This window comes from Luteolibacter sp. (assembly GCF_039920825.1).
Lineage (GTDB): Bacteria > Verrucomicrobiota > Verrucomicrobiia > Verrucomicrobiales > Akkermansiaceae > Luteolibacter.
In genome coordinates, this window is record NZ_JBDSCX010000020.1 from 1 (window position 1) to 26,431 (window position 26,431).

The window sequence follows — 26,431 nt, forward strand, 5'->3', positions numbered from 1 at the left end:
AGTCACGCAGGCTGGTGCGAGACTACGAGGTGAAAACAAGCCATTCGGAATCGATGATCTACCTGTCCATGAGCAAGAGAATGCTCGCCAGAATCGGCTGATAGATAATTTTAAGACAGCCTCTTAGGCAATCCACCGTCCTGCTGTTGCGCAGCTTTTCCGTTAGTTCGTTGGCCGGTTTCTTCAAAGTGTCGTCGCCCATGTTCGGCAGGACTTCCGGGCGCTCTGCCAGTGCATCATGGATAGCCGCGACCCGTTGACGCGATTTCCGGCTTGCTCACAAGTTCCACTTGGGAACGACCTACGAGCTTGGTAGAGTCGCGCACATGCGAGATGATGCCGATGTTATTCAGGTCCGGTCCACGAATGCGAAACCGGCAGGCGAAGCAGCGCGGGAATGGCGGGCGAACCTGCCGCGCGAGTTACGGCAGCGAAGCCTGACGCGCGGTGGAGTGATCGTTTCAGTGTCGCTCACGATTTACATCGTTTCCATGGTGGGAGCCGTTTTGGGGCCGAACTTCTTCTGGCGCACGGTTTCCTTGTCAATGGCGACCCTGATGATCGGCGCCCTGTTCGTCATTGGCCACGATGCGGCCCACAACAGCTTTACGCCCTACGGCTGGTTAAACCGCCTCTTGGGACGGCTTGTGTTGCTGCCCGCCTGGCATCCCTACACGTCTTGGGTTTTTGCCCACAACACGCTCCACCACGGCGGCACCAATTTGCGCGGCAAGCATCCCGATCTCGTGCCGCTTACCAAGGAGGAATACGACCGGCTGCCGCGCTGGCGGCAGCTTCTGGAAAAATTCTACCGCTCGCCGCTGGGCCCCGGCCTCAGCTATCTCATCGGTTTTTACTTGGGCTATATTCTCTTTCCGGCCAAGGGGCTGCTCCTATCACGGAGACGGCAATTCCAGTGGGATCGGCTGCTGGTGTTGGGCTTTTTTGTCCTGCAAGTCCTGGGAATGTATCTCCTGGCCCTCAGGACTACGGGACTGTTTTTGCCGCCCCTCGCTTACGCGTTCTTCGATACGATCCTGCCCTGGGTGCTGTGGGTCCAGTTCATGGGATTTGTCACCTACCTTCAGCATACCCACCCCCGGCTGGCATGGTATGACGATCCGAAGGAGTGGTCTTTCTATCACGTGCAGCTCAAAAGTTCGACGCACGTGGTTTTTCCATACCCGATCGAAAGGCTCCTCAACAACATCATGGACCACGCCGCCCATCACATCGACCCGACGATTCCGCTTTATCACCTGCCCAAAAGCCAGCGCCTGCTGGAGGAAAGTTGCGAAGAACATGCGGCGGTCATCCGCTGGTCTCCCTGGCAACATCTGGAATTGTGCCGCGTCTGCAAGCTCTACGATTTCGAGCGGCACTGCTGGACCGATTTCGAAGGCAATGCAACCTCTGAGATGGGATTGCCCGGTCTCGCTTTCAAGGACGCGGAGTCGACCGAGGCGACGTTGGTGATTTCTTGACCGCGTTCGATATGCTTCGGGGGCAGTCCTGAACTACAGGCATTGATCCCGGAATCTGATCGGGATTGGGATTCTCCATGGCAAGACCATTGCGATATGAAGCGGCAGGCGCGGTGTATCATGTGACGGCGGAAAGAATGTGTTTGAGGACGATCAAGACCGTTTTGCTCTGAACAACGCCTTAAGCAGGCCGATGTCCTTCACGATCGCGTTGATCTCCGCGCTGTCGAAGGTCTTCGTCCAAGAGTTCACCGCAGAGGCGCAAAGGTCGCAGAGGGATCGCAAAGCCGGGACCACGGGTTCCGTGAGAAAAACAACCCTTCAAGTGGCTGCAGGCTTCCAGCCCCAGCCCATTACAGGAGCGTCCCGCTTCGCATCCTCTCTTGCCTACACCTCTCAACTCTCAATCAAATGCCCGTCCAAGCATCCGCCAATTCCTCCGCCTGCTTTAGAACGAGAACAATGGCCTCTTCCTGCCCCTCCCGCGGATATTTGTATTTCCGCAAAAGCTGCCGGATCAGAATCCGCATCCTCGCCCGCACGCTGTCGCGGAACTGTTAAAAGTAGCTGTGGCGTCTCGCCGCAGATCCCGTGTAGCGGCGTGTATATGACCGTCGCACTTCACCTTCTTCCGCCGGAGGCTCCTCTTCCCCTCTAACCGAAGGCGGTCACGGACACGCCGCCACATTCCAAGGTCCACCCATCCGCCACCTCATCCATTCCAACGTCACCCCGTAGTTCGACCAGATTTGGTGAAGCTCACGTTTCATTCAACTCTCCTCAAAGTAGTCTGTATCGATCGCCTTGACCTCTATGGTGCGTTTGATCGAGACCCCGATGTTGTTCTCAATCATTAGATCCGCGAGCCTTGCTCCGTCGATTAGGATCTTGAAGCGCACGTCGTCGGCCAGCGCATCGGTGGATTCCCAGCGGTAACCGCCTCAAAGAAACACAAGCCCCCAGAGAAGACCAAGCACAAGCGCGATGGAAAGCAGCGTGGCAGTAGCAAAACCAACGACAGCAAGAAGTGACCCGCTCCTCTTCTCCATCGAAACAGTAATGTCCAGATTCGCTTGCAGTTCGTCGCCATATACCGCCATCGGGTGCTTCATAAAGCGAAGCGGATAGGTGCCCACTGGGTAGATTAGCTTCGACGGCCAGTCGCCGGGGGCTGTTTGATTGTATAGCAGCGCCCAAACCTCACGCCCGAGACCGAGCAGAATGAAGAGCGCCTTCAAGCTGCCCGCTCCTGACTTGAGCCTCCTGGCCTGAGCAAAGGTTCCAGGCACCTGCGGGACGGGATCTCCGTTGTTTACGATGTGATGCTGATCCCGTCCTCCAGTGAATTTGACGACTGACTTTATCCACTCCTCGTCGCCAGCTCGGGGTGCCCCGAATGTGATCAAGGAACTTTTCACCGCTGGCTTAAGTTTGCGGAACAAGAGAAACGCGTGCACCGCCATGGCCCCTCCCAAGGAATGCCCGGTGAACACCACTTCGTCCTGCTCGCTTACGTTCCTTAACGTGGTCTCCAAGGGGATCCCATGAGGACGTGGCTTTCTCAGCGTGAACCCCTTCTCAGCCCATCCGAACTCGACAAAAAGCAAAAGCACAAACCCGACGAGAAACTTTAAGGCTAAGATTTGATCTCGTTTCGTGAGGGGCGCACCCCAAGGATGATTTAGGGATACTAGCGCCGCCCAGACGCAGGCTAAGATAACGATTATGACCCCACCCCTTAGCGCCGCCACCTTCCGACGACGAATTTTGTGTTTCTCATCGATCTTCGGCTCGCGGTCCAATGGTGACCACAACCAGTGAAAAGCCCTGTAGAAGCCCATGTGCACCTCGCCTTCTACGGGGTAGCCTTCGAACTTCGTCTTGAATGCCTGCATGTTGGCGAATACCCAGTTGCCCGCCTCTGTCATGATCGTTCCCCTAAATGCGACACAATGCCTAGTGGTTCCGTCCGCAAGGACGGACCGGGTGATCTTGGCAGAAGTCGGGTTCCGCCACCAATAGAGATTGACGCTCCTCTCAGCCGCATCTGGAGCCCCGTAAGCTGCATCGGCACCTCGGGCCGCGGCTTCGATGAGCTCAAGCGCATCGGTCCGAGTCAAAAAGTCTGGCAGGATACACTCCATAATTGGTGTGGGTTTACGGTATCGGGGCTAGACCGAGTTCAGTCAAGAACTGGTTATGCTTGTCCGTCGCGGACCGGATGGCGTTCTCGATTTCCACCAGCTTCTGGTGTGTGGCTTTTAGTTCGATCTCCTCCTCCGCCACCGCGGTGCTGATGTAGCGGGAGATGTTCAAGTTGTGGCCTTCCTCCTTGATACGCTCCATCGAGATGCGCTTGGAGTAGCGGTCCTCTTCCTTCCGGAATTGGTAGGTGTCGATGATCTTGGCGATATTCGCTTCCGTTAGCCGGTTCTGGCGTTTGCCTTTTTCGAAATGCTCGGCGGCGTTGATGAAGAGCACGTCGTCCGGTTTTTTGCACTTCTTGAGCACCAGGATGCAGACCGGGATGCCGGTGAAGTAGAAGAGATTGGCGGGCAGGCCGATAACCGTGTCGATGTGGCCGTCTTTGAGCAGCTTGGTGCGAATGCGTTCCTCGGCACCTCCACGAAAGAGCACGCCGTGGGGCAGGATGATGGCCATGACGCCTTCGTCTTTCAGGAAATGGAAGCCGTGGAGGAGGAAGGCGAAGTCGGCGGCGGACTTGGGGGCGAGGCCGTGGTTCTTGAAGCGCACGTCGTCGCCCACCGCGTCAGTGGGGTACCAGCGGTAGCTGAATGGCGTCTTGGCGGGATTCAGCTCCTTCAACATTTCCCAATCGTTGAGCAGGGTGTCGCCGTGGAAGATCTCGAACTCGGTGTCCTTCACCCCATGCAGCAGCTTGTTCATGGGGGCGAGGTTGTAGGTGGTGACGTTCTTTTCTTGGCCTTGTTGGGCTCTTGGTGCTACGGCTTCCAGTCAAGCTTAAGATTCAATTCACCAGCCAGTGCTTCAAAGCGTGAACGCACTTGCTCAGGAGTAATAGCGAGTCGGCTTGCTGCTTCATCGGCTTGAACTTCGGACACGGTTTCTTTGGGGTCGAGCCAAGGATCACTGCCGTCCAAATCGCGGGAGAGAAGTAGCTTGTCATCGGATCCATTCTGTTGCGCATAAGCACGAACGGCGGCTTGGCGGATTTCGAAATCGTCCGAGGCAAGGAATCGAGTTAGGGCCGCAATTCCTTTTGGCTCACCCAAAGTGTGGAGGCCCACTGCTGCGGCGGATCTAATAGAAGCGTCTAGGTCATCCAGCTTTGCCACCAGCGGTGCAGCGGCCTGCTTGTCGCCCAACTGCCCCAGCGCTACGATGACGGCTTTGCGGATAGCCGCATCTTGGGCGTCCAGCATTGCCACCAGCGGCGCAACGGCCTGCTTGTCGCCCAACTGCGCCAGCGCTGCGATCACGGCTTTGCGGATACCCGCATCTTGGTCGTCCAACATTGCCACCAGCGGCGCGACGGCCTGCTTGTCGCCCAACTGCGCCAGCGCTGCGATCACGGTTTTGCGGATAGTGGCGTTTTGGTCGGCCAGCTTTGCCACCAGCGGCGCAGCGGCCTTCTTGTCGCCCAACTGCCCCAGCGCTACGATGACGGCTTTGCGGATAGCCGCATCTTGGTCGTCCAACATTGCCACCAGCGGCGCAACGGCCTGCTTGCCGCCCGACGGCACCAGCGCTCTAGCAGTAGCTTGTCGGACGCCCGCATCCGGATCATCCAATCTCTTTATTATCGCAGCGTAACCTGCCACATTCTTGCGTTTCGCCAAGGTGTTTATCAGGCAGATCTTAGTTTGAGCCGAGTCTTCTGGCGTGTTGACGAGCGCGTGCGCGAGGAGGGAAAATTCTTTATCTGTAGGATTCCATAAAGGCTTTCCATGCGCGTTTCTCTTACCTTTACCGCCGCTCAACCACTGCAGTGCCCAAGATGCTGCGTGGGCCACCGGCTGCTCACGCCCCAACAGCCCTAACAAACCGGGAATGACTTTCGCGGCTGGCAGATCTACTCGACGAAAGGCGGCAAGCGTAAGGCCTAGCGCAGCGATGGTCGCCTTCTTGGAATCTGCACCTTTTAAAGACACGGCCATCGTTCGGACCCAAGACAAGACCGCAGCCGGTTCGCTGCCGTCTTTAACAACTTCGATCATTCCAAGAAGAGCGCCCGGACCTTCACGGTCTTTCGCTGAGCGAGTGAAAAACTCGTCGACCAAACTTTGCCGAAGAGGACAACACCAAATACTGGCACCTACCTCCATTGCCGCGCGGGCCAAAGGTGTCTCAATACGGCCAGTTCCGTCTTCTTCTCCAACTTTAGAAGTAAATACAGAAATAGCCTTCTGTGCATTTTCCTCGCTGACGTTAGGTTCGTCTGCGAGACACAGTGCCGCCAATACTGCTCGCGGTCGGCCCGTCTTTACTGCGTCCTCACCATCCATCGGATTCAAGATTGCCAGGAGAACATCGTCCACATCATCGTCTTTGCAGTCCGAGACGAGTAGTCGCAATGCCTCGCGCCACGATTCAGGAACATCGTGCTCTTCAGTGCCATCTCGCCTCGAAGCACGGTTCTTCACCGTCTCCATTGCCCCTGCCAGCGGAGCCACCTGCTCGGCCAGCGACTTGGGCTTGCCGCGTCCCGGATAGCGCCCGTCAAGGAGCGCGCGGGCTGCGAGATATTCCTGGAAAGTCAGGTGGCGGAACTCCCATACCGGTTTTTCCGTTGGGTTGTTCTTCTGCCAAGCGCCACCAGATCGTATCAGAATACTGGAACGTTGTTCCAAGTGCTTAAGAAACTCGCGCGGATCACGGCTGCGAACGGAGCGAATTTTGGGATACTCAACACGGAGATTGTCCAGCAGTTCGAGAACCTCGTCGTCTGTCATTCGTTGGACCCCGCGCCGACACATTTCGTAGGCAAGGTATTCGAGTTGAGGAATAGCCTCGTCCTCTTCAATGGTTAGGTAGAGCCTCGGATTCCAGTTGAGCAACACTGAGACTGCTTCCGCATAGAGCTTCGTTCGGCGATTGGGAAGTTTGCCCACCTTGCGCTTCACCAAGGCCAGCGTCGTGAGTAGCATGGGATTGCCGGTAAGCCGCTCGATGCGGTCGCTGGAATGCAGGGCCTCGATCAATTCCTGAACACGCTTGGTTTTTTCCAGAGTCGGTTGGTGTTGCTCGGTGACCTCGACCCATCGCTTGGCAAATAGGTCTTTGTCCTGGCGGTTCAGTTCGGCGATAACGCAGTGTTCGAATCCAGAGCCCATACGATAAGGCATGTCGCGGTAGCCCACGATGCGGGAGGTGACCACGATGGGCGCATTTGGGTAGCGAGCGGCGGTTCGTTCTAACTCCTGACAAAACTGCATACGCACCTGAGGATTGGTGATTTCGTCCAAACCATCCACCAGGAGCAGCGCTTCCCCCTTGGCGATGCGGTCGAGAATGACAGCCCGCATGATGCTGGCCTCATCAGGAAGCAGTTCCGTCTTGTTGAGATGCTGAGTCAGGAAGTCAGTAAAGCAACGGCAGAGGTCTACCTCACCTAGTTCTCGGCAGCGGATAAATACTGGAATCCAAGGCTGACCCGGCAGCGTGTCGGTATCCGGGACCATACTGAATGCAGCGTCGTCATTGTGTCGTAGCAGATACGCGGTCGCCATCCAACGGAGCATAGTTGTCTTGCCGCCACCTGGGTCGCCGAGCACGACCAACCGGCGCGACACTCCAAGGCGTTCGCCGATTGGCGAGCGGGACTTTTCGCCGGATACGAGGTCGGACAGAGTTAGTTCATCCGGGACGAAATGGCCCGCTTCGCGGTGGCGGCGGTCTTCGCGTCCTTGTTCCAATCTGGCCAGCGCGGCATCGGCGTCTTCACCACGCTGGGACGGCTCGACCTCAATGCGCAGAGGCATGTAGAGCTGGCGCAAAAGGAGTTGTTGCGTGGTAATTTGGACGTCCCCCTCAGGCAGATTGCTGAGGTCGATTATGTCCCATGAAGCGAGTGCTTTTTCGCAATAGCGGTCGAGGGCCACTTTCTGTCTGGCTGGGGGGTAAACTCCCGCCGCTTCTTCAGCGAGTTTCCGCAAAACCGTTACTTGCCCGCGGAGGTAGTCGAGACTCAGTTGCTGCCGCCAGTGGGCGAGGACCGGATGCGCGAATATCGCCTTGTCCACCGACTCGAAATAACCTGTTGCGAAGTGCCTAATCTGCCCAGAGCTGGCACCGCCACTAGCCAAGGCGGTCTCCATCGTCTGCAGAAGGCGCCCCTTGACGGCGTATCCTTCGTCAATTGCTCCTGCCATCAACCATTCAATGAGGTCAGCTTGGAAAACGTCGTCGCTGAGGAGTTGCCAAAGCGGCTCTTCGTGAGCTGGAACGCCGAGGTTGTCGCGGTTGCGGGCAAGTTCGGCGCAGGCTCCGCGAACCTCGTCTCGAATCGAATGAGTTGAAATAAGGGCTTTTCGCAGAGCATCGTCATTTTCCACTATCCCCTTGAGCTTAGCGTCTCTTGTCGCGGCCATCGCTGCCGAGCGTTCACCCGAAGCGATATTGATCAGGTAAGCAAGAAGGTTGGGTAGAAGGATTTCACCGATGATGGTCATGCTGGTTCTAGTTTTAACTTTAAGCCGGCAATGCCGTTTGAGGCAGGCCGTGGATGTAGATCTTACCGCAGTCTTGATGGATGCAATGAACGATGTTTTTGACCGCATACACCTGATAGGGGCGCATCATGAGGAGCTTTTGCTCGCTGGCGATGAGCACCATGTAGCGGCTGATGGTCTGGCCGAGAGTGCATTTGATCAGGAAGGTCCCGGCGAAGTCGTCGAGGTGGGTGATCTTCTTGTTATCCTCGCTGGCGAACTGGTAGATGGGCAGGAAGCGCTCCTCGGCATTGAAGGCGAAGTGGCGGGCGTTGTTGTTGGCGAAGTAATAGGTGCTGTCGCGATTGCTGACGATGAAGAGCTGGAGGAAGCAGAGCAGGGTCTTGGAGTAACCGTTGCCGGGATCATTGTTGTAATCGACGATCTGCTCCATGGCCCGGCGCGGATTGATGCCGAGGGTTTTCAGCTCGATCTGCACACAGGGCACGCCGTTGATGAGGATGAGGACATCGTAGCGGTGGTGGCTGTTGTCCGTGTTGACGCGGAGCTGGTTGATCACCTCGAAGGTGTTTTTGCACCAGTCTCGGATGTTGACGAGGGTGTAGTTCAGCGGCGTGCCGTCGTCGCGGGTAAAGGCATTCATCGCCCGGAGCGTGCGGGCGGCGGTAAACACGTCCGGGGTGATGATTTCCTCCATGAGCCGGGAGAACTCGGAATCGGTGAGGTGGACGCGGTTCAGAGCTTCGAACTTTTCGCGAAAATTGGCTTCGAGGCTGGCGCGGTCGCGGATGTCCGGGCGATACTCGTATTTGAGCTTTTGGAGCGTGCCGATAAAACCGTATTCGATCGTGTCTTCCCGGACGACGGAGCTGAGGGGATCAGTCGATTCGTGATAGGAGGTCTTCTTTGGCGTCATCGGCGTCATTTAGAAAATCGATTTCATCATCGCAGGACGTCCGGAGGATGAATCAAATTGATTCGGATGCTTCCGGGTGCGGCCGCAAACCGCCGTCACAGCCAAAGGTTTGCAAGGGAAGATTTGAGATTCGGACGAGGGCATTTTGCATCGACAAGCTAACAACCAGAGGCTTGGCGGGAAGGATAAATTTCGGGGAAGTGAAGCAGGAGTGGAAGAGGAGTGATCAGTCGCAGCGAGGAGAATTCGGAGGGAGCGAGCGAAGGCTTACTTTTCCAGGGACGGACGGTCATCGACTGGCCGCCACAAGCCCTTGGGTGGCGTTTCCAAATGTTTCGGAGCCAGCGACCCTTGTTTCGGAAAGACTCCGATCTGTTTCGCAGCCAGCAACAATACCGTCGGAGCGGCTTCTCTCTGTTTTGGGGTCAGCGACAATACCATCGGAGCGGCTGCCCTCTGTTTCGGAGCCAGCGACCATACCGTCGGAGCGGCTTCCCTCTGTTTCGGGGTCAGCGACAATACCGTCGGAGCGGCTGCCCTCTGTTTCCGGGTCAGCAACAATACCGTCGGAGAGGCTGCCCTCTGTTTCCGAGTCAGCAACCATACCGTCGGAGAGGCTTCCCTCTGTTTCGGGGGCAGCGACATCTGTTCCGGACTCGTCCCGAAATGTCCCGAAATGTCCCGAAACCGTCTAACATCCCGTGGAGCGGTCCAAAGAGACAGTTTCGAAGAGGATGAATTCCTGTTCTCGCGCAGGGACGCAGAGGCGCGGAGGTTTTTCAGATGGGAGCCACCACATGGAAAATGGCAATGATCTCCCCACTCTGCGCCTCCGCGCGAGACATCTATTCCTGATGGAATTCGAACCGGTTTCCGGCAGTTTTAAGACGGGTTCTCAGAAGCTGTGTTGAAGAGGATGAATTCCTGTTCTCGCGCAGGGACGCAGAGGCGCAGAGGTGTTTCAGATGAGAGCCAGCACATGGAAAATGGCAATGATCTCCCCCACTCCGCGCCTCCGCGGCTCTGCGCGAGACATCGATTCCTGATGGAATTTGAACCGGTTTCCGGCAGTTTTAAGACGGGTTCTCAGAAGCTGTCAGAAAATGATGAATTCCCGTTCTCGCCCAGGGACGCAGAGACGCAGAGGTGTTTCAGATGGGCGCCAGCACTCCAAAAGAGTGAACCGTAAAGCCGCTGAGGCCGCAGAGGAACGCAAAGCCAGAACGATGGAATTTTCAGTGGGGTTCAAGTGGAATGCCATGCAGCCCATCCTGTCGGGCGGACCTTGTCCGTGCCGTTGGACAGGATGTCCACGGCAAACAGCGTTCAAAATGAACGCGCTCCCAAATCGCGTTCAGAATGGACGCGCTCCATTTCCATTTCTCCAACAGCCTCTCAAAATCCGTCCGGAATCGGCCGCATTGACGGTTAGGAATACCGGTCGGAGGGTGAAATCCGGTGGCGTTCTGACAGGGAAAATCAAAAAATCCGGACTCAAAGTGAATAAAATTAAAAATAAATCACCCTCCAGGAAGTCCCAAAAGCGGCCATAACAGATAGACATGAAGAAATTTGTTGACAATAACAGCCGGTTTCATCGTCGGAAAACCACGCCCAAAATCGGGTCAAAAAAATCGACAATCGCTTGATTTATAACAGTCTCTCCCTGCTAGACCATCGATCCGAACAACTCCGGCACCTGCCAAACTGGTCACCGGATTCCGAAAAAAACTTCCGTCCGCCCCTTGAAAAAATATCTAGCGGTCTGTTAAAGTTTTATGCTAACTGATTATCAACGGTCGAGATTCCCGATGACGGAACGAGTAACCGGCAATGAATGAAGTCCCACAAAAAATAGAAATACACCCTTATGAAACCAGCCTCACCCATCCTCCGCGTCCTGCTGTCCTTCGGCAGTTTTCCGGACAACACCCTGATCACCTTCGCCAACAAGATCCTCCTGATGTTGTATATCGCGGGATTCACTGACATTCCGGTAACGGCAGCGGAGTTCCAAGCAGCCATCGCCATCTTCAGCAAGTCAAAGGCGGACCAACCGAGCGGCGGCGTGGCGGCCACCGCGGAGAAGGACAAGCAGCGCGCCGCCTTGCTGGTGATCCTGAAAAAACTGGCAAGCTTCGTGCAGGAAGCGAGCAACAATGACATGGCGGTGCTTCTGTCCAGCGGCTTCCAGGCGATGAGCCTGAACCGCGCGCCCTACCCTCTATCCAAACCCACGATCCTGCGCATCGTCACCGGCATGACCGGCGAGGCGCTGGTGACCGTGAGCACGGAGCGAATCGCCCGCGGCTGCGAGATCCGCGTCGCGGAGATCGGCGAGGATGGCGCGCCCGGCGAGTTCCGCATCCTGCCCTTCAGCACCAGCTCGCGCAACATCGCCGTGACCGGCCTGATCCCAGGCAAGCTGTATGCCTATCAGGGCCGCACCGTCGGCGGAAGCACGACGTATTCCGACTGGAGCGACCTGCTCGTGCAACGCGCCGCCTGATAGGAGGATGACCCGTGACCATTCGCGGCAGGAGCCCGGCGGGCCTCTGCCGCGATTTGGTGGTGGTGTCGACGTGGAAGAAATCATCAATCACGAAGTACCAATCATCAATCGAGATGTTTTGAGATCTGACGCCTCTTCAAATCCGTGTTCATCTGCGGTTCAATCCGAAGAGAAAATCCATTTTAACCACAATCGAAGCGTAGCGGAGATGGACGGACTGGAAAATCAAAACTCTCCGTCAAATGACACAGATGACACAGATAGACACTGATGAAGAGAAGCAGAATCCAGATCTCAGAGGCTGTCTTAAAATAGGGGGTGGGGACGTCTCGTCCCCACGCATGGACGAGACGTCCATGCCCCTTATCCGCTGTTCACTCGGAAAAAAGTGGCAGGAATATCATTCACCGCGCCTGGATTGCCATTTTCAGACAGCCTCTTAATCCATCCGTGCCCTCTGTGAAATCGGTGGTTCAATCTGAAGAGAAAATCCATTTTAACCACAATCGAAGCGTAGCGGAGATGGACGGACTGGAAAATCAAAACTCTCCGTCAAATGACACGGATGGACACAGATAATGAATCAAATATAAGATCTGAGCAGTTCACCCAAAGAGTGGGTGCCGCGTCTTTCCTAACTCTCTTCAAATCCGTGTTCATCTGCGTTCATCCGTGGTTCCTCTTTCCATCAACAATCAAAGGTCGTGGAAGAAATCATCAATCGCGAAGTTCCAATCATCAATCGAGATGTTTTGAAGAGATCAGAAGCCTCTTCAAATCAATGTCCATCAGCGTTCATCTGTGGTTCATTCCTCTTTCTCCAATGCCCGGCAACGGTGAGGAGAGAGGTCGATTGATGATTGTGGATTGGTGATTTTGGATTTTTGAAGGGAAGAGAAAGCCGTCGATGAGGTCGCTCTTCCTCTTTCCATCAAAGGAGAAAATAGAACCACGGATGACACAGATGGACACAGATGGACACAGATGAAGAGAACCCGAATCCAGATCTTAATTCATCTGTGCCCTCCGTGAAATCTGTGGTTCATTCCTCTTTCTCCAATGCCCGGCAACGCTGAGGAGAGAGGTCGATTGATGATTGTGGGTTGGTGATTTTGGATTTTTGAAGGGAAGAGAAAGCCGCCGATGCGGTTGCCGATCACCTGGAGACGGTCACGCGCATGAAGCCTTTGCCGGGAGTTCCGTTGGAGCCGTTGAGACTGAAGGTCCGGTAGGTATAGCCCGCCGGTGGCGTCGGGTTGCTGGCAGGTGCCACCGGCGTCACCACGGTGCAGGGGCTCGCGAAGTTTGCTAGATCGACGCTGCCCTGGATGGTGTAGGTCACACCGCCGAAGGTGGCGGTCGGTGAGCCTGAAACCGGCGTGAAGGCGGGAGTGCCAGTGAGCACCGCGATGGTGAGGAGCAATTCCGGCTGGGTGCCGGCGTCGCTGCTGTCGGCGATGATCTGATAGACCTTGGCTCCGTCGCTGCCGCTGTCGGGATTGCCACCCAAGGCGTATTCCAGGATGTTGGAACTACCGTCGCTATCAGGATCGGCATTTTCACCGACGATGCCCGGATTGTCCTCAAAACCCGGAAAGATACCGTTGATGTAATTGTCAAAAGCCGTCAGCGGCCGCTCGATGGCGATCAACGAGCCTTGGTAAGCGTAGTTGATGGTGTAACCCGCAGGCAGGGTGGGAACCGTCGCGAACGGACCGGCCGCCGGAGTCAGCGCGCCGTAGCTGGCGATGACATAGCGCTGCGAACTCGGAGCCTTGGACAGGGTCAACTTGGCATTGGCAATGTTCAGGGTTCCACTGACGTCCAAGCGGTCCGCGACGGGTGCGGTATCGACGATATCAATCGCAAGAGTACCTCCAGCCGCGAAGCTGGCGGAACCGATGGTCAACACGCCGGAAGGAGCACCGGGGCTCAACTTCCCGGAGCCACCGACCGAGACGGCTCCGGCGAGATTGCCGACGCCTCCCAAGGTCCCGGCATTGACCTGGGTCGTTCCGGCGTAGCTGTTAAACGCATTCATGTAGAGCGCGCCGGATCCGGTTTTCGTCAAGGTGCCGTTGGTGGCGTCATCCGAAACGGTCGAGTTGATGCCAATGTCATTGGCACCGCTGTCGATGAACGCGCCGCCGCTTTTGATCACGACGCTGTCGAGGCCATACATGAAGGCGGAACTGGCTCCGGCTCCGGCGACGAGCTTGCCGCCGTTGAAGTTGAAGGCGCTGCTGCCGCCGGTGCCTTCGTGGACGCTTTTCGCGGTGATGGTGCCGCCATCCAGATTGATGGTGCCGTTGCCGGTGGCGCCGTTGCCAACGCTGATGCCATTGACGGCGGATGCGTTTACGGCACCGGTTAGAGAGACATTGAGGGTTCCCATCGTTTCCTCGCCGACGATCATGTTTCGATCGAGCTGGACCTGATTGAAGGTGCCGCCGGAAACGTTGAGGATCCCGCTCGCGCCCACTTCATTGTAGCGGCCGACGACAGTCCATCCGCTGGCATTGACGGTGCCGGCACTTTGAGTCCAAACGCCGGCTCCCCGCGCCCCAATCTGAATTTCGTTGTTGCCACCGACGGTCATGGTGCCACCGGTGGTAGTGATGGTACCCGAAGTCCCCGGATTGACCGCGAGGACGAGGGACTGGGTGTTGAACTCAGCCGTGTTGGAAATGGCAAGCGATCCAACAGCGTTGTTGTTTTCACCAATCCAAGTGACTCCATTGAGCACATTCACCACTCCGGCGCTCTGCGTCATAGTGCCCGGTCCGGTGGCGGCGATGATGAAGTTCCCCGCTCCGGTCTTGGTGATGGTGCCGCCGGACATGTTCAAGGCACCCGTCCCGCCATTGCGGCCGATGGCGACCCAGTTATTCACCTGAATCGCTCCGGCCTGCAGGGTAATGACGCCGTTACTGCCGGCTCCCTGCCCCGCCCAAAGCTCACCGGTCATGTTGAGCAGCGCGGTCGCGCCATTGATGGTCATGGTTCCCTTGCCGCTGCCGGTGAAGCTTACGTCCCCGCCCTGGGCTTCGATGCCGCCCACCGAAAGGGTCCGTGTCGCGTTGATGGTGCCGGAGCCGGTTAGGGTCACCGATGGGGTATTGGCATTGGCCAAATTATCAGATCCGACCACGAAGAACGTTTGGTCTCCGACCTTGAGATTGTTATAAACGCCGCCGCTGATATTGAGAGCGCCGGTGGAATCGCCTTGGCCGATGACCGTGCGTTCGCCGTTGTTAGTCAGGATGCCACCGGTAATGTTGAGCGTGCCATTGCCACCGACCGCAGCTTCCCGCTTGCCGATGAAGTTCCAGCCGTTGGTGTTCAACGTTCCGGCGGTGAGGGTGATCACTCCGGTGCCACCGCTGGAGCCTGCGGAAAGATCGTTGGTATCGACGGTGCCGGAGGTGTTGATGTTCAGGATGCCGTTGCCACCGCCACCATTTTGCGAACCACCGACCCACATCCGGCCGGAGTCATTGAAAGAGCCGGTGCCGGTGATGTCCAATCTACCCGTTCCGCCTTCGACTCCGACGAAGATCCAGTTCCCACCGGCATTCGCCACCGAACCCGCATTTTGATCCACCCGCCCGCTGGTCCCAGCGCCGCGGCCGATGAAAATATCCCGCGGCGTGGTCGCACCGAAGCCGGGGGATGCGGTCAGCACCGGATAGTTTGTCAAAATATTGACCACAGCATCTTCGCTGTTGTTCCGGTCCGGCGTGTGGGCGGGTGTCCAGTTTGCACCATCTGTCCAGTCGTTACTGATAGAACCATTCCAGACGACATCTGCCGCGAACGCGGACGTCGAAAAGCAGAGGGTGATCGCTGTATGATTGAGGAGCGTGAAAATACAATACTTGGGTTTCATCGGAGTGATATGGGTCTTTGGGTTTGAAATCGGCGGGCTGGGTTCGTCGCTGATAGAAAATCAACAGTGACGGGTCTTCCCATCCGCATCCGGGGTGAAGAATGATATACATCGCAACAGCCCGTTTTGGATCGGCTTGCCTTTCCAAGATGAGATAGAAATCCGTCAATGCGATTCCGTTAAAGGCAATCGACGCGTGCTTTCCCATCGATGCAAGGGAAAATAATTTCCAATTTATTGCACATGCAATCCGGCACCATTTCGCGAGGATATATCTTATTTTGAACGATCAGCGATCGATGGCGCGCTCAACAACAGCGCCCCCGCAAAATGCCCGATTGATTTGCATTTTGCGCCAGCCGAGCGTTATTTATCGTTCTTCGAACTGTCTCACCTCGATTCAGCGTCGGTGCGGTTTCATCCCAATGCAAATCGCAACTTGCGGATTTGATCTCCGTTTGCAGCCCTTGTTTTCCGGGGATTTCAAACACGCGAAACTATGGCATGGGATTTGCGAAACACTTATGGAACCCACAACCGGCGCTTCGTCGGAAACCCTCTCCTATCATGAGCACCACTCAAAACCTCACCGGCAAGGAAGCCATTGATAAACTCCGCAGCCTTACCGAAAACACCCCCACCTGCATGTTCGGCAGCGGGCTGCATGTCATCCCGTTCCATCTTTGTCCGATGGAGGTGCAGCAAGTGGATCACCAGGGCTGCCTCTGGCTCTTCAGCGGAGCCGACAGCGTTCACAACCGCCACATCGCCGCCGACGCCCGCGTGCATTTGATTTTCAGCAATCCTTCCAAAATCGAATACCTCACGGTGTTCGGCGAGGCCGCCATTTTCATCGATCCTACCAAGGCGGAAGAGCTATGGAGCAAATTGGTCGAAGCGTGGTTTCCGGGAGGCCCTGACGATCCCAACCTCACGCTGATCCGTGTCCGTCCGGTGATGTCCCATTTCTGGGATACGGAAAATGGCATGCTCACCACCTTCGCCAAGGTCCTGACCTCCGCCATCACCGGCAGCGGAGCCGACGAGGGTGGCGTGGAGGGCAAGCTCACGGTCTAGAATGGTTGCAAATATCATTTCCGAAACGAAACGCCGAGTTGATGAGGTCGCGGAGAGAATCGCGGAGACAAAGTTGGAGCGTATGCCAAAATGAATTACCGAAACTCGTTGTCGGTGCTGGTCTTCTTTCTGCCGTCCGGAGTCCAAGCTTTAGCTTGTCTTCATGAAGAGCACGGTAAACCGTGAACTCCGGACAGCCTTTCGGTGGCACATCCCTGAGCGAGTTTCGACAACAACTTCTGGCAATCGATCTAAGTGCCTGTCTGAAAAATGATGAATTCCTGTTCTCGCGCAGAGCCGCGGAGCCGCAGAGGTTTTTCAGATGAAAGCCAAGCCCTCCAAAAACCATGACCCATGATCCACATCTATCCTGGATGAAATTTAAACCTGCTTCTGGCAATTTTAAGACAGCCTCCAAGTGGTTTTCCAAGCTCTGCGGCCCTCTCTCCTGTCTCTGCGTCTCCGCGTTTCGCTGGCTCCATGAATCCGTTTCCCTACGGATTACAAACCCGCTCTAAACCCTCACCATCCAATGCCATGTCTGACAAGCCCACCATCACTCCGGATACCCGTCCGCCCGCTAAACCCACGATCCCGGAAGCACCTAACGACGGCTTCCCGCCGGATCAGGATGTGTCCGTCCCGCCACCTGACAGTGATCCGAAAACCGGAGTTCATAAAAAAGCTGACCATTAAGCGCGTGGCCGATGGCCGACGCGCTTGAGGTGCTTTCATTTGATCGAATTCCTGTTCGGAAGTCGCCCTGGGTACTTGGGGCTGGTGGAGTCCAACACATCCCAAGGCTGGGCGTCCTCCACATACATGTCGAACTGGGACTGGAAAATGCCCGGATCATCCAGGCTGGACGCAACCACTCCAATCATCCCCCGCTCGGGATCTTCCGCACCGGTCAACCGGGAGCCGCACGCGGCACAAAAACCTCTCAAGTTGTGTCCTCCGTTTTCGCTGTCGGTCGCATGCCGCCGGATCTCCCCGCGTGTCACGCGGAACGCCTGATAGGGAAAGATGACCGCAGGCACATAAGGCCCGCCGGTGATGCGCTGACAGTCACGGCAATGACACTTGAGCATCAGGATCGGGCGCTCATGGCTTTCATATCGCACCGCTCCGCAGTGGCAGCCTCCGGTAATTGGCAGGTTCATGGTGTGTTTGGTTCGACCCCTTTTTCGTAAGGTCGGCTGGAAATGACGAGATGATTTTGTGGCGAAGACAGGGTATTTCCATTTGGAGTTTTTCAACCGCAATGGACGCAGATGAACACGGATCAGAGGGACGGCCGAATTCAGATCCCGCCGAATTGCTGTTATGGTGATCAAAATTGACGAAAAACTTCATCGCGAAGTCTTACTCTGTGATCATCCGTGAAATCCGTGGTTGAATGGCACGTAATTAAGGCCGATCTGGTTGATGGGGCAGGAGTATGTCGCCTCTGTATTCCGGCACGAATGGCAGCAGAAACAAGGATGGCGATCTCCGAATCGCCTGCCCATGAGAGGATCATGAAAAGCGATTCTCTCGATCCATTGACTCCGCATGGGCTCTGGCGGATCGGAGTCCGCCACTCCTTGGGGCCGGGATCGCAGCAAAGCGCGCTTAACTACGTGCCATTCATCCGTGGTTAAAAATTCTGCTTTGGTTTCCGCCCCCCATACGGGCGGTACGGAATCCTTTGACGCGGAGGAACTCCTCTGGAAATTGGAGGGCTGACCCAAGCGCCCGCAGACCCACCCCGGAAATTCCTCCACCGGAACCAAAGCGGGCTCGTCAGATCCCGGTTCGGTAGATCACTCTTCCTGCGGAGCCAGTTCGGGCAAAGCCCGGCCCGCTTCAAAAACCCAGCCCGTCGTATTGCATGAATCCCTTTGTCGCTATTGGCGGCCTCCTCATTTTCCGCCGTTGCCTCGGGCTCCTTGCGGGCGGAATCTTCGTCTTCCTATCGATCGGCCATGCCGCGGCGGAGGCGAAGACCTATCGCTATTTCCGGTTCGTCCCGACCAAGCAGAGGGACAACCCGTCGGCGGCGACCAGTTTACAGATTTCCGAGTTCCAATTCATCCGCTACGGCTCGCCGATCAGCACGGCCGGGGTGACGGTCACCAATACCGGCGGCAACAATCCGGTGGGCGAGGGGCCGGCCAACCTGCTAGACTCCAGCACGGCCACCAAATGGCTGGATTTCAACAAGCGCACCGTGACGTTCGCCTTTCCCGCGCCCGTCACCATCGATGGCTATAACTTCGCCACCGCGAACGACGCGCAGGAGCGGGATCCTTCTAACTGGCGTTTCGAAGGAAGTGCCGACAATGTCCAATGGGTGCTGCTGGATCTGATCAACAGTTATTCGGCGACCACCGCGCGGACGACCTATCAGACGATCTTTTCCTTGCCCAAGACGGTCGCGCCCTACAGTTCCTTCTGGCATCCGGAGTATTTGCTGAACTGGACTCCGGCCTCGGATCCGAACGCCGACTTCAACCGTTCCAATGTCCCGCTGGCAACGCGATTCGCTCCGGGAAACACAGCCACCGCGCTCAACGCGGCGTTCAATATCAACGCCCACGCGCGACCCGGAGAGGCGAAAATTGCGACGCTAACGGGCTTCTCCACTTCCGGCACCGTCTCACAGGCCACTGCGGTGGAACATTCGAACGCGATGTCGTATTGGCAATACACCGAGGACTGCGTTTATTTCGGCGGGTCGGCGTCGGAGGGGCTGATCCTCGCGCCGAGCGCACCGGTAATCGATGCGGGACACCGCAACGGCGTGCCGGTCTATGGCAACGTCTTCTTTCCTCCCACGGGATTCGGCGGTCGCTTCCAGTGGGTGAATGATTTCCTCAAGCAAACAGGAGCTACCTATCCGGTGGCGGACAAGCTGATCGAAGTGGCGAATTACTATGGATTCGACGGCTGGTTCATCAATCAGGAAACAACAGGGGGAAGTGCCGCCACAGCGACCGCGATGAAAGCCTTCATCGCCTATCTGCACAGCCAGGCCCCCAACCTGAAGGTGATGTGGTATGATGCGATGAACGAATCCGGATCGGTCGGCTGGCAGGATCAGTTCAATTCGCAGAATGACAGTTTCATGAAGGATGGGGCGAACGCCATCTCCAACAGCATGTTCATCGACTTCGGCTGGAGCTCCACGGGCATGACGAACAGCCGCACCACCGCCCAGACGCTGGGGGTGAATCCCTACGCGCTTTATGCCGGGGTGGAGTTCGATATGAACTCCTTCAACCAACCCTTCGACTGGACCACGCTGTTTCCCGAAGGCAGCGCCCACAAGCTGTCGGTCGGCTTCTACGGCCTGGACCGAAATTTCAAGAACGCGGGCAATCCCACCGATTTCCATGCCAATGAAAACCGCTTCTGGTCGGGCCCTAACGGCGACCCATCCAACACCACCACCGCGGACACGTGGAAAGGGATGGCGCACTACGTCCCCGCCAGCTCGCCTCTAACCACGCTGCCGTTCGTCACCAATTTCAACCTCGGACACGGCCATCTCTATGCGATCAACGGCCAAGTCCGCTCGACCTCGGAATGGAGCAACCTGAGCACCCAGGACGTCCTGCCGACGTGGCGGTGGCTGGTGCAGGGAACGGGAGCTAACAAGCTGGTCCCGTCCCTGGACCGAGGCGCAGCCTACTACGGCGGCACGAGTTTGCTGATATCCGGCACGCTCGATGGCACTGACGACATCAGGCTTTTCCAAAGCAGCCTGACGGTGGCCGCCGACACGAATCTGCGGCTGGTCTTCAACCGCGGCACGACCGGCGCGTCGGCCATGAAAATCGGCCTGGCGTTCGAGGACAGCCCTACCGTTTTTGAATACCTGGACGTTGGCACGGCCGCCACTTCGAGTTGGAACACGAAGACATTCGCTCTGGGTGCCTACGTCGGGCGCAAGATCGCGCAGATCTCGCTTCAGTTCACCAGCGCCGGGACGATTTCCGGCTACACCATGCGGGTGGGACAAATGGCGATCTACAACGGCGCGATCGTCACGCCTTCCGCACCATCGAGCCTGACCGTCACGCAACAGGACAGCATCGATGCGGATACCCTGAGTCTGCGTTTGAAATGGAATCATTCAGCGACTCCCGTCTATTATTACAACATCTATTCGCGTGCGGCTAACAATTCGCTGGTCTGGCTCGGCGCCACTCCTAACAACGTCTTCCAGGTGCCCGGCACCCGCCGGCTGGACAATCAGGCGATGATCGCCATCGAGGTGGAAGCGGTGGGCCGTGACTTCGGCACCTCGACCCGCGCGACGGCGAATGCGGCTTTCCCGCCATTTCCCAATACCGGCTACCCGCTGACGGGGACGGTGATCGGCTCCACCGGCGCGTGGAACAACGGCCCCGACACCCGGGACAAGGTCTTCGACGGAAATACCGCCACCGCCTTCGACGCGCTCAATGCCACCGGCGACTGGGCGGGGCTGGATCTAACGACGGCGAGGACCATCGCCGCCATCCGCTTTTACCCGCGCACGAACTACACCGGAAGAATGCCCGGCGGAGTGTTCCAAGGCTCCAACACCGCCGACTTCAGCGGAAGCCCCGTCACTCTGGCGACCGTCACCATCACGCCGCCGACAGGCATCTACACCACGCTGGCGGTCGATCAGCCGACGGCTTTCCGCTATGTGCGCTATCTCGGCGCAGCGAACTCCCACTGCAACGTGGCGGAGGTCCAGTTCTACGAGGCGGGTCCCGCCATCAACCTTTGGACCGGTGCGGCCGACTCTAACTGGAACAACACCACGAACTGGAGTCTCGGTCGCGTCCCCGTCAATCCCAGCGTCGCGGGATCGGACAATGCGGTGGTCAATTCGCTAACTAATTTCCCCGTCATCACAGCAAGCCTAACGGCGACGCCCGGCGACATCATCATCGGCAGCGGCGCGACCGCGCGTGTCGATCATCGCGCCGGTTCCGCCGCCAGCAGCGCCGCCAACGGAATTCTGGTCGGTCGCGCGGGTGGCAACGGCACTTACAATCTCGCCAACACGGCGATCTCGGGCGGCGCTCTAACGGGATACGGCACGGGCTCGGGTTCGGCCACCGCGGGAACCCGTCTTGCCATCGGGACCGATGCGGGAAGCGCGGGTGCTTTCCGGATGAACACTTCCGGAACGCTGGCGGTGACCGACCTCCTTTCCGTCGGGGATGGAGCCATCGGCAGCTTCCGGCTGGATTCAGGAAACGTGAACGTCGGAGGAGAAATCCGCGTGGGACAGGCCGCCGGGAGCACCGGATCCTTCTCCATGAGCGGCGGCAACGTGACCAATAACAATGCAGTCACCATCGGCAGCCAGGGAGGAAATGGGACCCTGACCGTCAATGGCGGATCCTTCACCAAGAACGGCACCGGCAATTTCGTCATCGGCAACAATGCGGTCGGCTCCCTAACACAAACCGCGGGGGCAGTGACCGTCAACGGCCAATTATGGATCGGCCAGGATGTCGGCGCGACGAACGACATTTATACCTTGAGCGGAGGCACCGTCGCGGTGAATGACTGGATCGCCATCGGGCGGTTCGGAGGAACCGGGACCTTGAACATGACCGGCGGCACCGTCACCAAGACCGGGGCGGGAAACCTCACCATCGGAGCCTCGGCGACGGGCGCTGTGAGCGTGTCCGGCGGGTTGATCGACGTGCAGGCGGGAAACATCTATGTCGGCGAGTTGGGCGCCGGACCGGCCTCGCTGACACTCTCCGGCAGCGGGGAAATCCGAACGCCCCAGTTGCTCGTCGGGCTGGCTGATACCACCGTCGGCACCGTCAACCTGAACGGCGGAACCTTGAAAACCGCCCTCATCGATGGCGGCGCTGCCACGGCGAATGTCTATTTCAACGGCACCCAGATCATCGCCACTGCGAACGCGTCGCCCTTCATCTCCGATCTCGATATCGCGACGATCCAGGTCGGCGGACTGCGGGTGAACAGCGCCGGATTTTCCCTAACGATTCCGCAGCCGCTGGGAGGCGGTGGAGGAATCGTCAAGTCGGGCCTCGGGACGCTCACCCTCGCCGGGTCCGTTAGTTTTACCGGCGATACCCAGGTTCTCGACGGAACGTTGGTGCTCAACTCCCCTTCCCTCGACAACAACTCGGGCGTCAGCATCGCCACGGGGGCGACGCTGAATCTTCCGCATGGCCAGCCGGATACCATCAGCCGTCTTTTCCTCGATGGCAGCCAGGTGCTCCGCGGCACCTACGTTGCCGTGGGCAGCGCCACGCCCGGCATCCAAACGCCGCGCCTGACCGGCACCGGAAGTCTGGTGGTGCTGTCCGACGCTTATCCCACCGCGTTCGATTCCTGGGCCAGCACCCTGCCGCCCGGAAAGCAAGGTCGCCAGGACGATGCCGACGGCGATGGATTCACCAACCTTCAGGAATACCTTTTCGGAACGCTCCCGCAATCGGCCAATCCCGCCTTGGTCGAGTTCACCCGCTCGCCCTCCGAGTGGATCATGACGTGGAAGGAACTGAAATCCGGTGGAACCTATCAGCTTCAGGAAAGCGTATTGCTGACTGAAACGCCGTGGCCCGCCAGCCCCATCGTTCCGACGCTTCCCAGCCAGGCGAGAGTGCCGGCGAACTACACCCTCAAGCAAGCCGCCATCCCGATCGGACAAGGCCGCAAGTTCTTCCGCGTGCGGGGAGCGGAGAACTAGAGATTTCACGGCGGTCCACAAGCGCCCACCGTAAAGGCGCCCCGCCCGGAAAAACGCGTCCTCCCGCGTCCTCCCATCTTCACTTCAATGTTCGATGTGGGGCGTCCGATGTTCAATGTTCCTCTCCGATGCTTGCATCGCCACCCGCAGGCGCTATCTTCCCGCCGTATGTCCCTTGAAAACAGGATCCATCTCCAGTCCGAAGACCCCGATCTGCTGATCGAGTTCGACCTGCCGCCTGGCACCCACGCCGTCATCGGGGCCTCGCCCAAGTCGGAAATCACCCTGCCTCTTACCGGCATTCCCCCGTTTTCCGGCATTCTCGGCCGCTTCCAGGATGGCCGGCTGTTCATTGCGGAACTGGACCACAGCGTGGCGCGGCGGGTGGATCTCCCGGACTATTTCTCCATCCCACCATATCAATTCGTCCTCTTCCACCCCGCCGAGCCCGAGGCTGTCGTGGAGGCCGGTCCGGAAAGCAAACCCTCCCGCGGAACCACCCGCGACCAGATCGCCAGCAGCATCCGCTCCCTCTTCCGCAACCGCCCCAAGCCAGCACCGGCCAAGGAAAAAACTCCGCCACCCGAGGAAAGCCCGGCCAGCGAGGAAACTCCGCCCGCCGAGCCACCCGCCGGTGCCGCGTCGTAAACGCCACCCTTAGTAGCGTCGCTCTGTGCAGGCTGTCGGACTGAGATTTGCCCTGGTCCGTTTCTAGGACTGGGGCTGTATCGCTTCTAAACTGCTGGAGTCGATTGGGCTGGACGCGACGGTGCGCACTAGGCTCTATCGGGTCACCTGTTGCACGAAGCGGGGCCTGTCGGTGGTATGGCGAGCTCTGATGGAGGCTCGTTCAGGCGGGTAAGGCTCTCTCGCGGCCTTGCTTGACGCGGTGCAGCAATGACAGGTTGTGAACGAGGCACACGAGGTCCCATTCCAAGCGCACTTTCTCCATGCCCCTGAGGTGGAAGCGGCGGAATCCAAGAGTGTGCTTGATCCATGAAAAAACGGGTTCAACGGTGGTCGCCCTCAAGGTCTGGCTGCTGCGTCCGAACTCGCCACGCAGGCAGGCTTTCATGCCTTCGCGAAACTGTTTGGTGCGCCGCCTTGCCCGGGTCTCGCGCGCTTTCGGTTTGGCCACGCGTCCGCACTTCTCTGGCGGACAATATACGATGACGCCGTGAACCCTTTCCACCTGATAGATCTGCGCGGTGTTGTCATAACCGGTATCGACGAGCACCCGCTTGGTTTGCGGATGGTTTTTCATCAACTCCTCGACCATGGGAGCGAGTTGGCGGCGGTCGCTGCTTTCATCGCTGACATCACTGGCGAGGATCAATGGCGCGGCGCTGTCGGCCTGCACGGCGATCTGGGTGTTGTAGGCTGGAAGGTAGCCGCCTTTCTTGCCGGGCAGGAGCTTGGCATCTGGGTCGGTTAGGTTGAGGCGGTCGTCCGGGCCGCTGGCGGCTTCGATCACGCGCGGCGGATCGCCCGGGCCGTCCGGATCGAATCCGGCGCGTTGCTTGTCGCGTTTTTGGGAATCGCGGAGGCGGTTGGAGTCTAGCAGGGCGAGGGCCGCCTGCAGCTTGTCGCGGCGCGCGACGGCATCGCCAAGGGCGGCGGGAAGACGGTTTCCGTCGACCGTGTAATCCTCGGATCGGTCGGTTTGCTCGGCTTGTTGGAGCAGGGACTCGACCCGGGCTTCGACCGCGTGGAGTTCGGTCTGGAGTTCCTGTTTGGTTTTGACCCGCCGCTTGGCGGCGTTGGCTTCGAGTTTGCTGCCGTCGGTGGCGACGTCACCGACCTTGGCGACGTTCATCTCACGGGCCAGTGCGAGAACTTCCAAAAAGCAGGTCTTGATCAACGTGCCATTCTCGCGCCGGAACTTCGCGATGGTGTCGTGGTCGGGGTGGGTGTCGGCGGTGATGTAACGCACGGCGATATCGCGCCAGGTGGCGCGCTCGATGCGCCGCGAGCTGAAGAGGCGGTTGGCGTAGCAGTAGATCAGCAGGGCAAGCATCATGCGAGGCGGATACTGCTCGCTGCCACTGCCCCGCCAGTTGTAGCCAAAACAGCGTTCTTCCAACAATCCGACCGCATCGACGATGAAGCGGGACATGTCGTCCTGCGGCACCCATTCCTGAATCGATGGAGGCAGCAGCAGCGGGGTGTCTCGGTCCACGTTGACCAGTCGTTTTGCCATGGTTTCCGACTAACAGCAGAAGGCGCGCCGATCCGGGGGTAAAGTCCGACAGCCTGCTATGAGCGTCGCTTCCCCCTCTTCACTTCGATGTTGGGCGTTCGATGTTCAAAGCGCCCCTCCAAGCATCTGCCAATTGGTCACCCCGCTAACAACACCCATGCCTCCGCCACCCCCGCCGCCTTCGGGCAACGCCTATCCCGATTCATCCGTGGAAAACGCGCGCACTTGTCTGGTTTGGGGCTGGTGCCTCGTCGGCGGCGGTTGTCTCATCGCCCTCGTTCCCGTAGTTAGGGTGCTGAACCTACTCGTCGGTCCGCCACTGCTCCTTGCGGGTTTGATTCTCGCCATCGTCGCCATTTCCAAGGGCCGCCCGGGCGGCGGCGTGGCGCTGTTGCTATTTTCCATCACCGCCGCGCCAATCATCATGTTTCTGGCCCCCATGCTCGGACTCCTTGGTTTTGGATCCGCCTCGGCCTCCCCCTCACCAACCACCGGTTCATTACCTGTTAGATCGGAAGTCGAGATGCGCGAGAGCGGACGCAAATAGAGAGACAGCCGGTTTCGAAGCCGCACCGCCAGCGAGGAAACTCCGCCTCCCGAGCCGCCCGTTGATGCGTTCAGCCAACGAAGTTTCATCGATGTTTGGATCAGATGGCTACTACGATCTCAAGTGACCGCCGGACAGTGAGCGGTGCTTCCAACACATCTACCGGAATTTACGTGTCCGCAACTTTGAAAAAATAACGTCCCCCCCGAAACGATAGATAAGCACTCGAGCTTCCCCATCTTTACCGCCAAATGGTTTTTGATTCCCCCTCCGATTTCAACGGGAGGCCAGCCTGGCAGGACGAGCAGTGGATAAACTGCAATCGACCATCTCCACCACGCACGTCCGGTTTTTTGATTTCTTGATCTGTGCTTATCCGTGTCATTTGACGGAGAGTTGATTTTCCAGTCCGTCCATCTCCGCTACGCTTCGATT

Annotated in this window: 13 protein-coding genes and 3 pseudogenes; 7 read left to right on the top strand and 9 right to left on the bottom strand. The window is 57.9% G+C overall.

Annotated elements, in window-relative coordinates:
• Positions 1-326 precede the first annotated feature (326 nt).
• Positions 327-1,484, top strand: coding sequence for a fatty acid desaturase (locus ABIQ96_RS05055; RefSeq protein ID WP_348213469.1), 1,158 nt, complete (start codon positions 327-329; stop codon positions 1,482-1,484).
• A gap of 407 nt (positions 1,485-1,891) precedes the next feature.
• Here ABIQ96_RS05055 and ABIQ96_RS05060 read toward each other — a convergent pair whose 3' ends face one another.
• From ABIQ96_RS05060 to ABIQ96_RS05085, 6 genes and pseudogenes are all read right to left on the bottom strand, one after another.
• Positions 1,892-2,026: a type I restriction enzyme endonuclease domain-containing protein gene (locus tag ABIQ96_RS05060; RefSeq protein ID WP_348213470.1), complete on the bottom strand. Its 135-nt coding sequence runs from the start codon at positions 2,024-2,026 to the stop codon at positions 1,892-1,894.
• A 228-nt stretch (positions 2,027-2,254) separates the two neighbouring features.
• Positions 2,255-2,371 (bottom strand): annotated as a pseudogene (locus ABIQ96_RS05065) (restriction endonuclease); the annotation flags it as partial.
• A 54-nt stretch (positions 2,372-2,425) separates the two neighbouring features.
• The gene (locus tag ABIQ96_RS05070; protein ID WP_348213471.1) at positions 2,426-3,628 is read right to left on the bottom strand and encodes a hypothetical protein; all 1,203 of its coding nucleotides are present in this window, start codon (positions 3,626-3,628) and stop codon (positions 2,426-2,428) included.
• Between the two features lie 13 nt (positions 3,629-3,641).
• Positions 3,642-4,430: pseudogene (locus tag ABIQ96_RS05075) on the bottom strand (N-6 DNA methylase); the annotation flags it as partial.
• Between the two features lie 17 nt (positions 4,431-4,447).
• On the bottom strand, positions 4,448-8,137 hold the full coding sequence (locus tag ABIQ96_RS05080) for a HEAT repeat domain-containing protein (RefSeq protein ID WP_348213472.1): 3,690 nt from the start codon (positions 8,135-8,137) through the stop codon (positions 4,448-4,450).
• A 64-nt stretch (positions 8,138-8,201) separates the two neighbouring features.
• Positions 8,202-9,053: pseudogene (locus ABIQ96_RS05085) on the bottom strand (type I restriction endonuclease); the annotation flags it as partial.
• 1,870 nt (positions 9,054-10,923) lie between these two features.
• On the opposite strand from ABIQ96_RS05085, the gene ABIQ96_RS05090 reads away from it, so the two are divergent.
• Positions 10,924-11,562 (top strand): hypothetical protein, encoded by a 639-nt coding sequence (locus ABIQ96_RS05090; protein ID WP_348213473.1) that lies wholly within the window; start codon positions 10,924-10,926, stop codon positions 11,560-11,562.
• A gap of 1,159 nt (positions 11,563-12,721) precedes the next feature.
• Here ABIQ96_RS05090 and ABIQ96_RS05095 read toward each other — a convergent pair.
• The gene (locus ABIQ96_RS05095; protein ID WP_348213474.1) at positions 12,722-15,454 is read right to left on the bottom strand and encodes an autotransporter-associated beta strand repeat-containing protein; all 2,733 of its coding nucleotides are present in this window, start codon (positions 15,452-15,454) and stop codon (positions 12,722-12,724) included.
• A 567-nt stretch (positions 15,455-16,021) separates the two neighbouring features.
• On the opposite strand from ABIQ96_RS05095, the gene ABIQ96_RS05100 reads away from it, so the two are divergent.
• Both ABIQ96_RS05100 and ABIQ96_RS05105 read left to right on the top strand, forming a co-directional pair.
• Positions 16,022-16,531, top strand: coding sequence for a pyridoxamine 5'-phosphate oxidase family protein (locus ABIQ96_RS05100; RefSeq protein WP_348213475.1), 510 nt, complete (start codon positions 16,022-16,024; stop codon positions 16,529-16,531).
• Positions 16,532-17,068: 537 nt separating this feature from the next.
• A complete protein-coding gene (locus ABIQ96_RS05105) occupies positions 17,069-17,227 on the top strand; it encodes a hypothetical protein (protein WP_348213476.1) in 159 nt (52 codons plus the stop codon).
• A gap of 35 nt (positions 17,228-17,262) precedes the next feature.
• Here the strand turns inward: ABIQ96_RS05105 and ABIQ96_RS05110 are convergent, their stop codons facing one another.
• Entirely contained in the window at positions 17,263-17,694 is a 432-nt protein-coding gene (locus ABIQ96_RS05110) for a GFA family protein (protein ID WP_348213477.1), read from the bottom strand.
• Between the two features lie 710 nt (positions 17,695-18,404).
• Here ABIQ96_RS05110 and ABIQ96_RS05115 point away from each other — a divergent pair.
• Positions 18,405-23,249 carry an autotransporter-associated beta strand repeat-containing protein gene (locus tag ABIQ96_RS05115; protein ID WP_348213478.1) on the top strand — a complete coding sequence of 1,615 codons (4,845 nt, stop codon included), beginning with the start codon at positions 18,405-18,407 and terminating at the stop codon, positions 23,247-23,249.
• A gap of 168 nt (positions 23,250-23,417) precedes the next feature.
• Positions 23,418-23,897 (top strand): hypothetical protein, encoded by a 480-nt coding sequence (locus tag ABIQ96_RS05120; protein WP_348213479.1) that lies wholly within the window; start codon positions 23,418-23,420, stop codon positions 23,895-23,897.
• A gap of 202 nt (positions 23,898-24,099) precedes the next feature.
• On the opposite strand, the gene ABIQ96_RS05125 is transcribed toward ABIQ96_RS05120, so the two are convergent.
• Positions 24,100-25,449: a transposase gene (locus tag ABIQ96_RS05125; protein WP_348213480.1), complete on the bottom strand. Its 1,350-nt coding sequence runs from the start codon at positions 25,447-25,449 to the stop codon at positions 24,100-24,102.
• Positions 25,450-25,606: 157 nt separating this feature from the next.
• On the opposite strand from ABIQ96_RS05125, the gene ABIQ96_RS05130 reads away from it, so the two are divergent.
• Entirely contained in the window at positions 25,607-25,996 is a 390-nt protein-coding gene (locus ABIQ96_RS05130) for a hypothetical protein (RefSeq protein ID WP_348213481.1), read from the top strand.
• Positions 25,997-26,431: the final 435 nt, after the last annotated feature.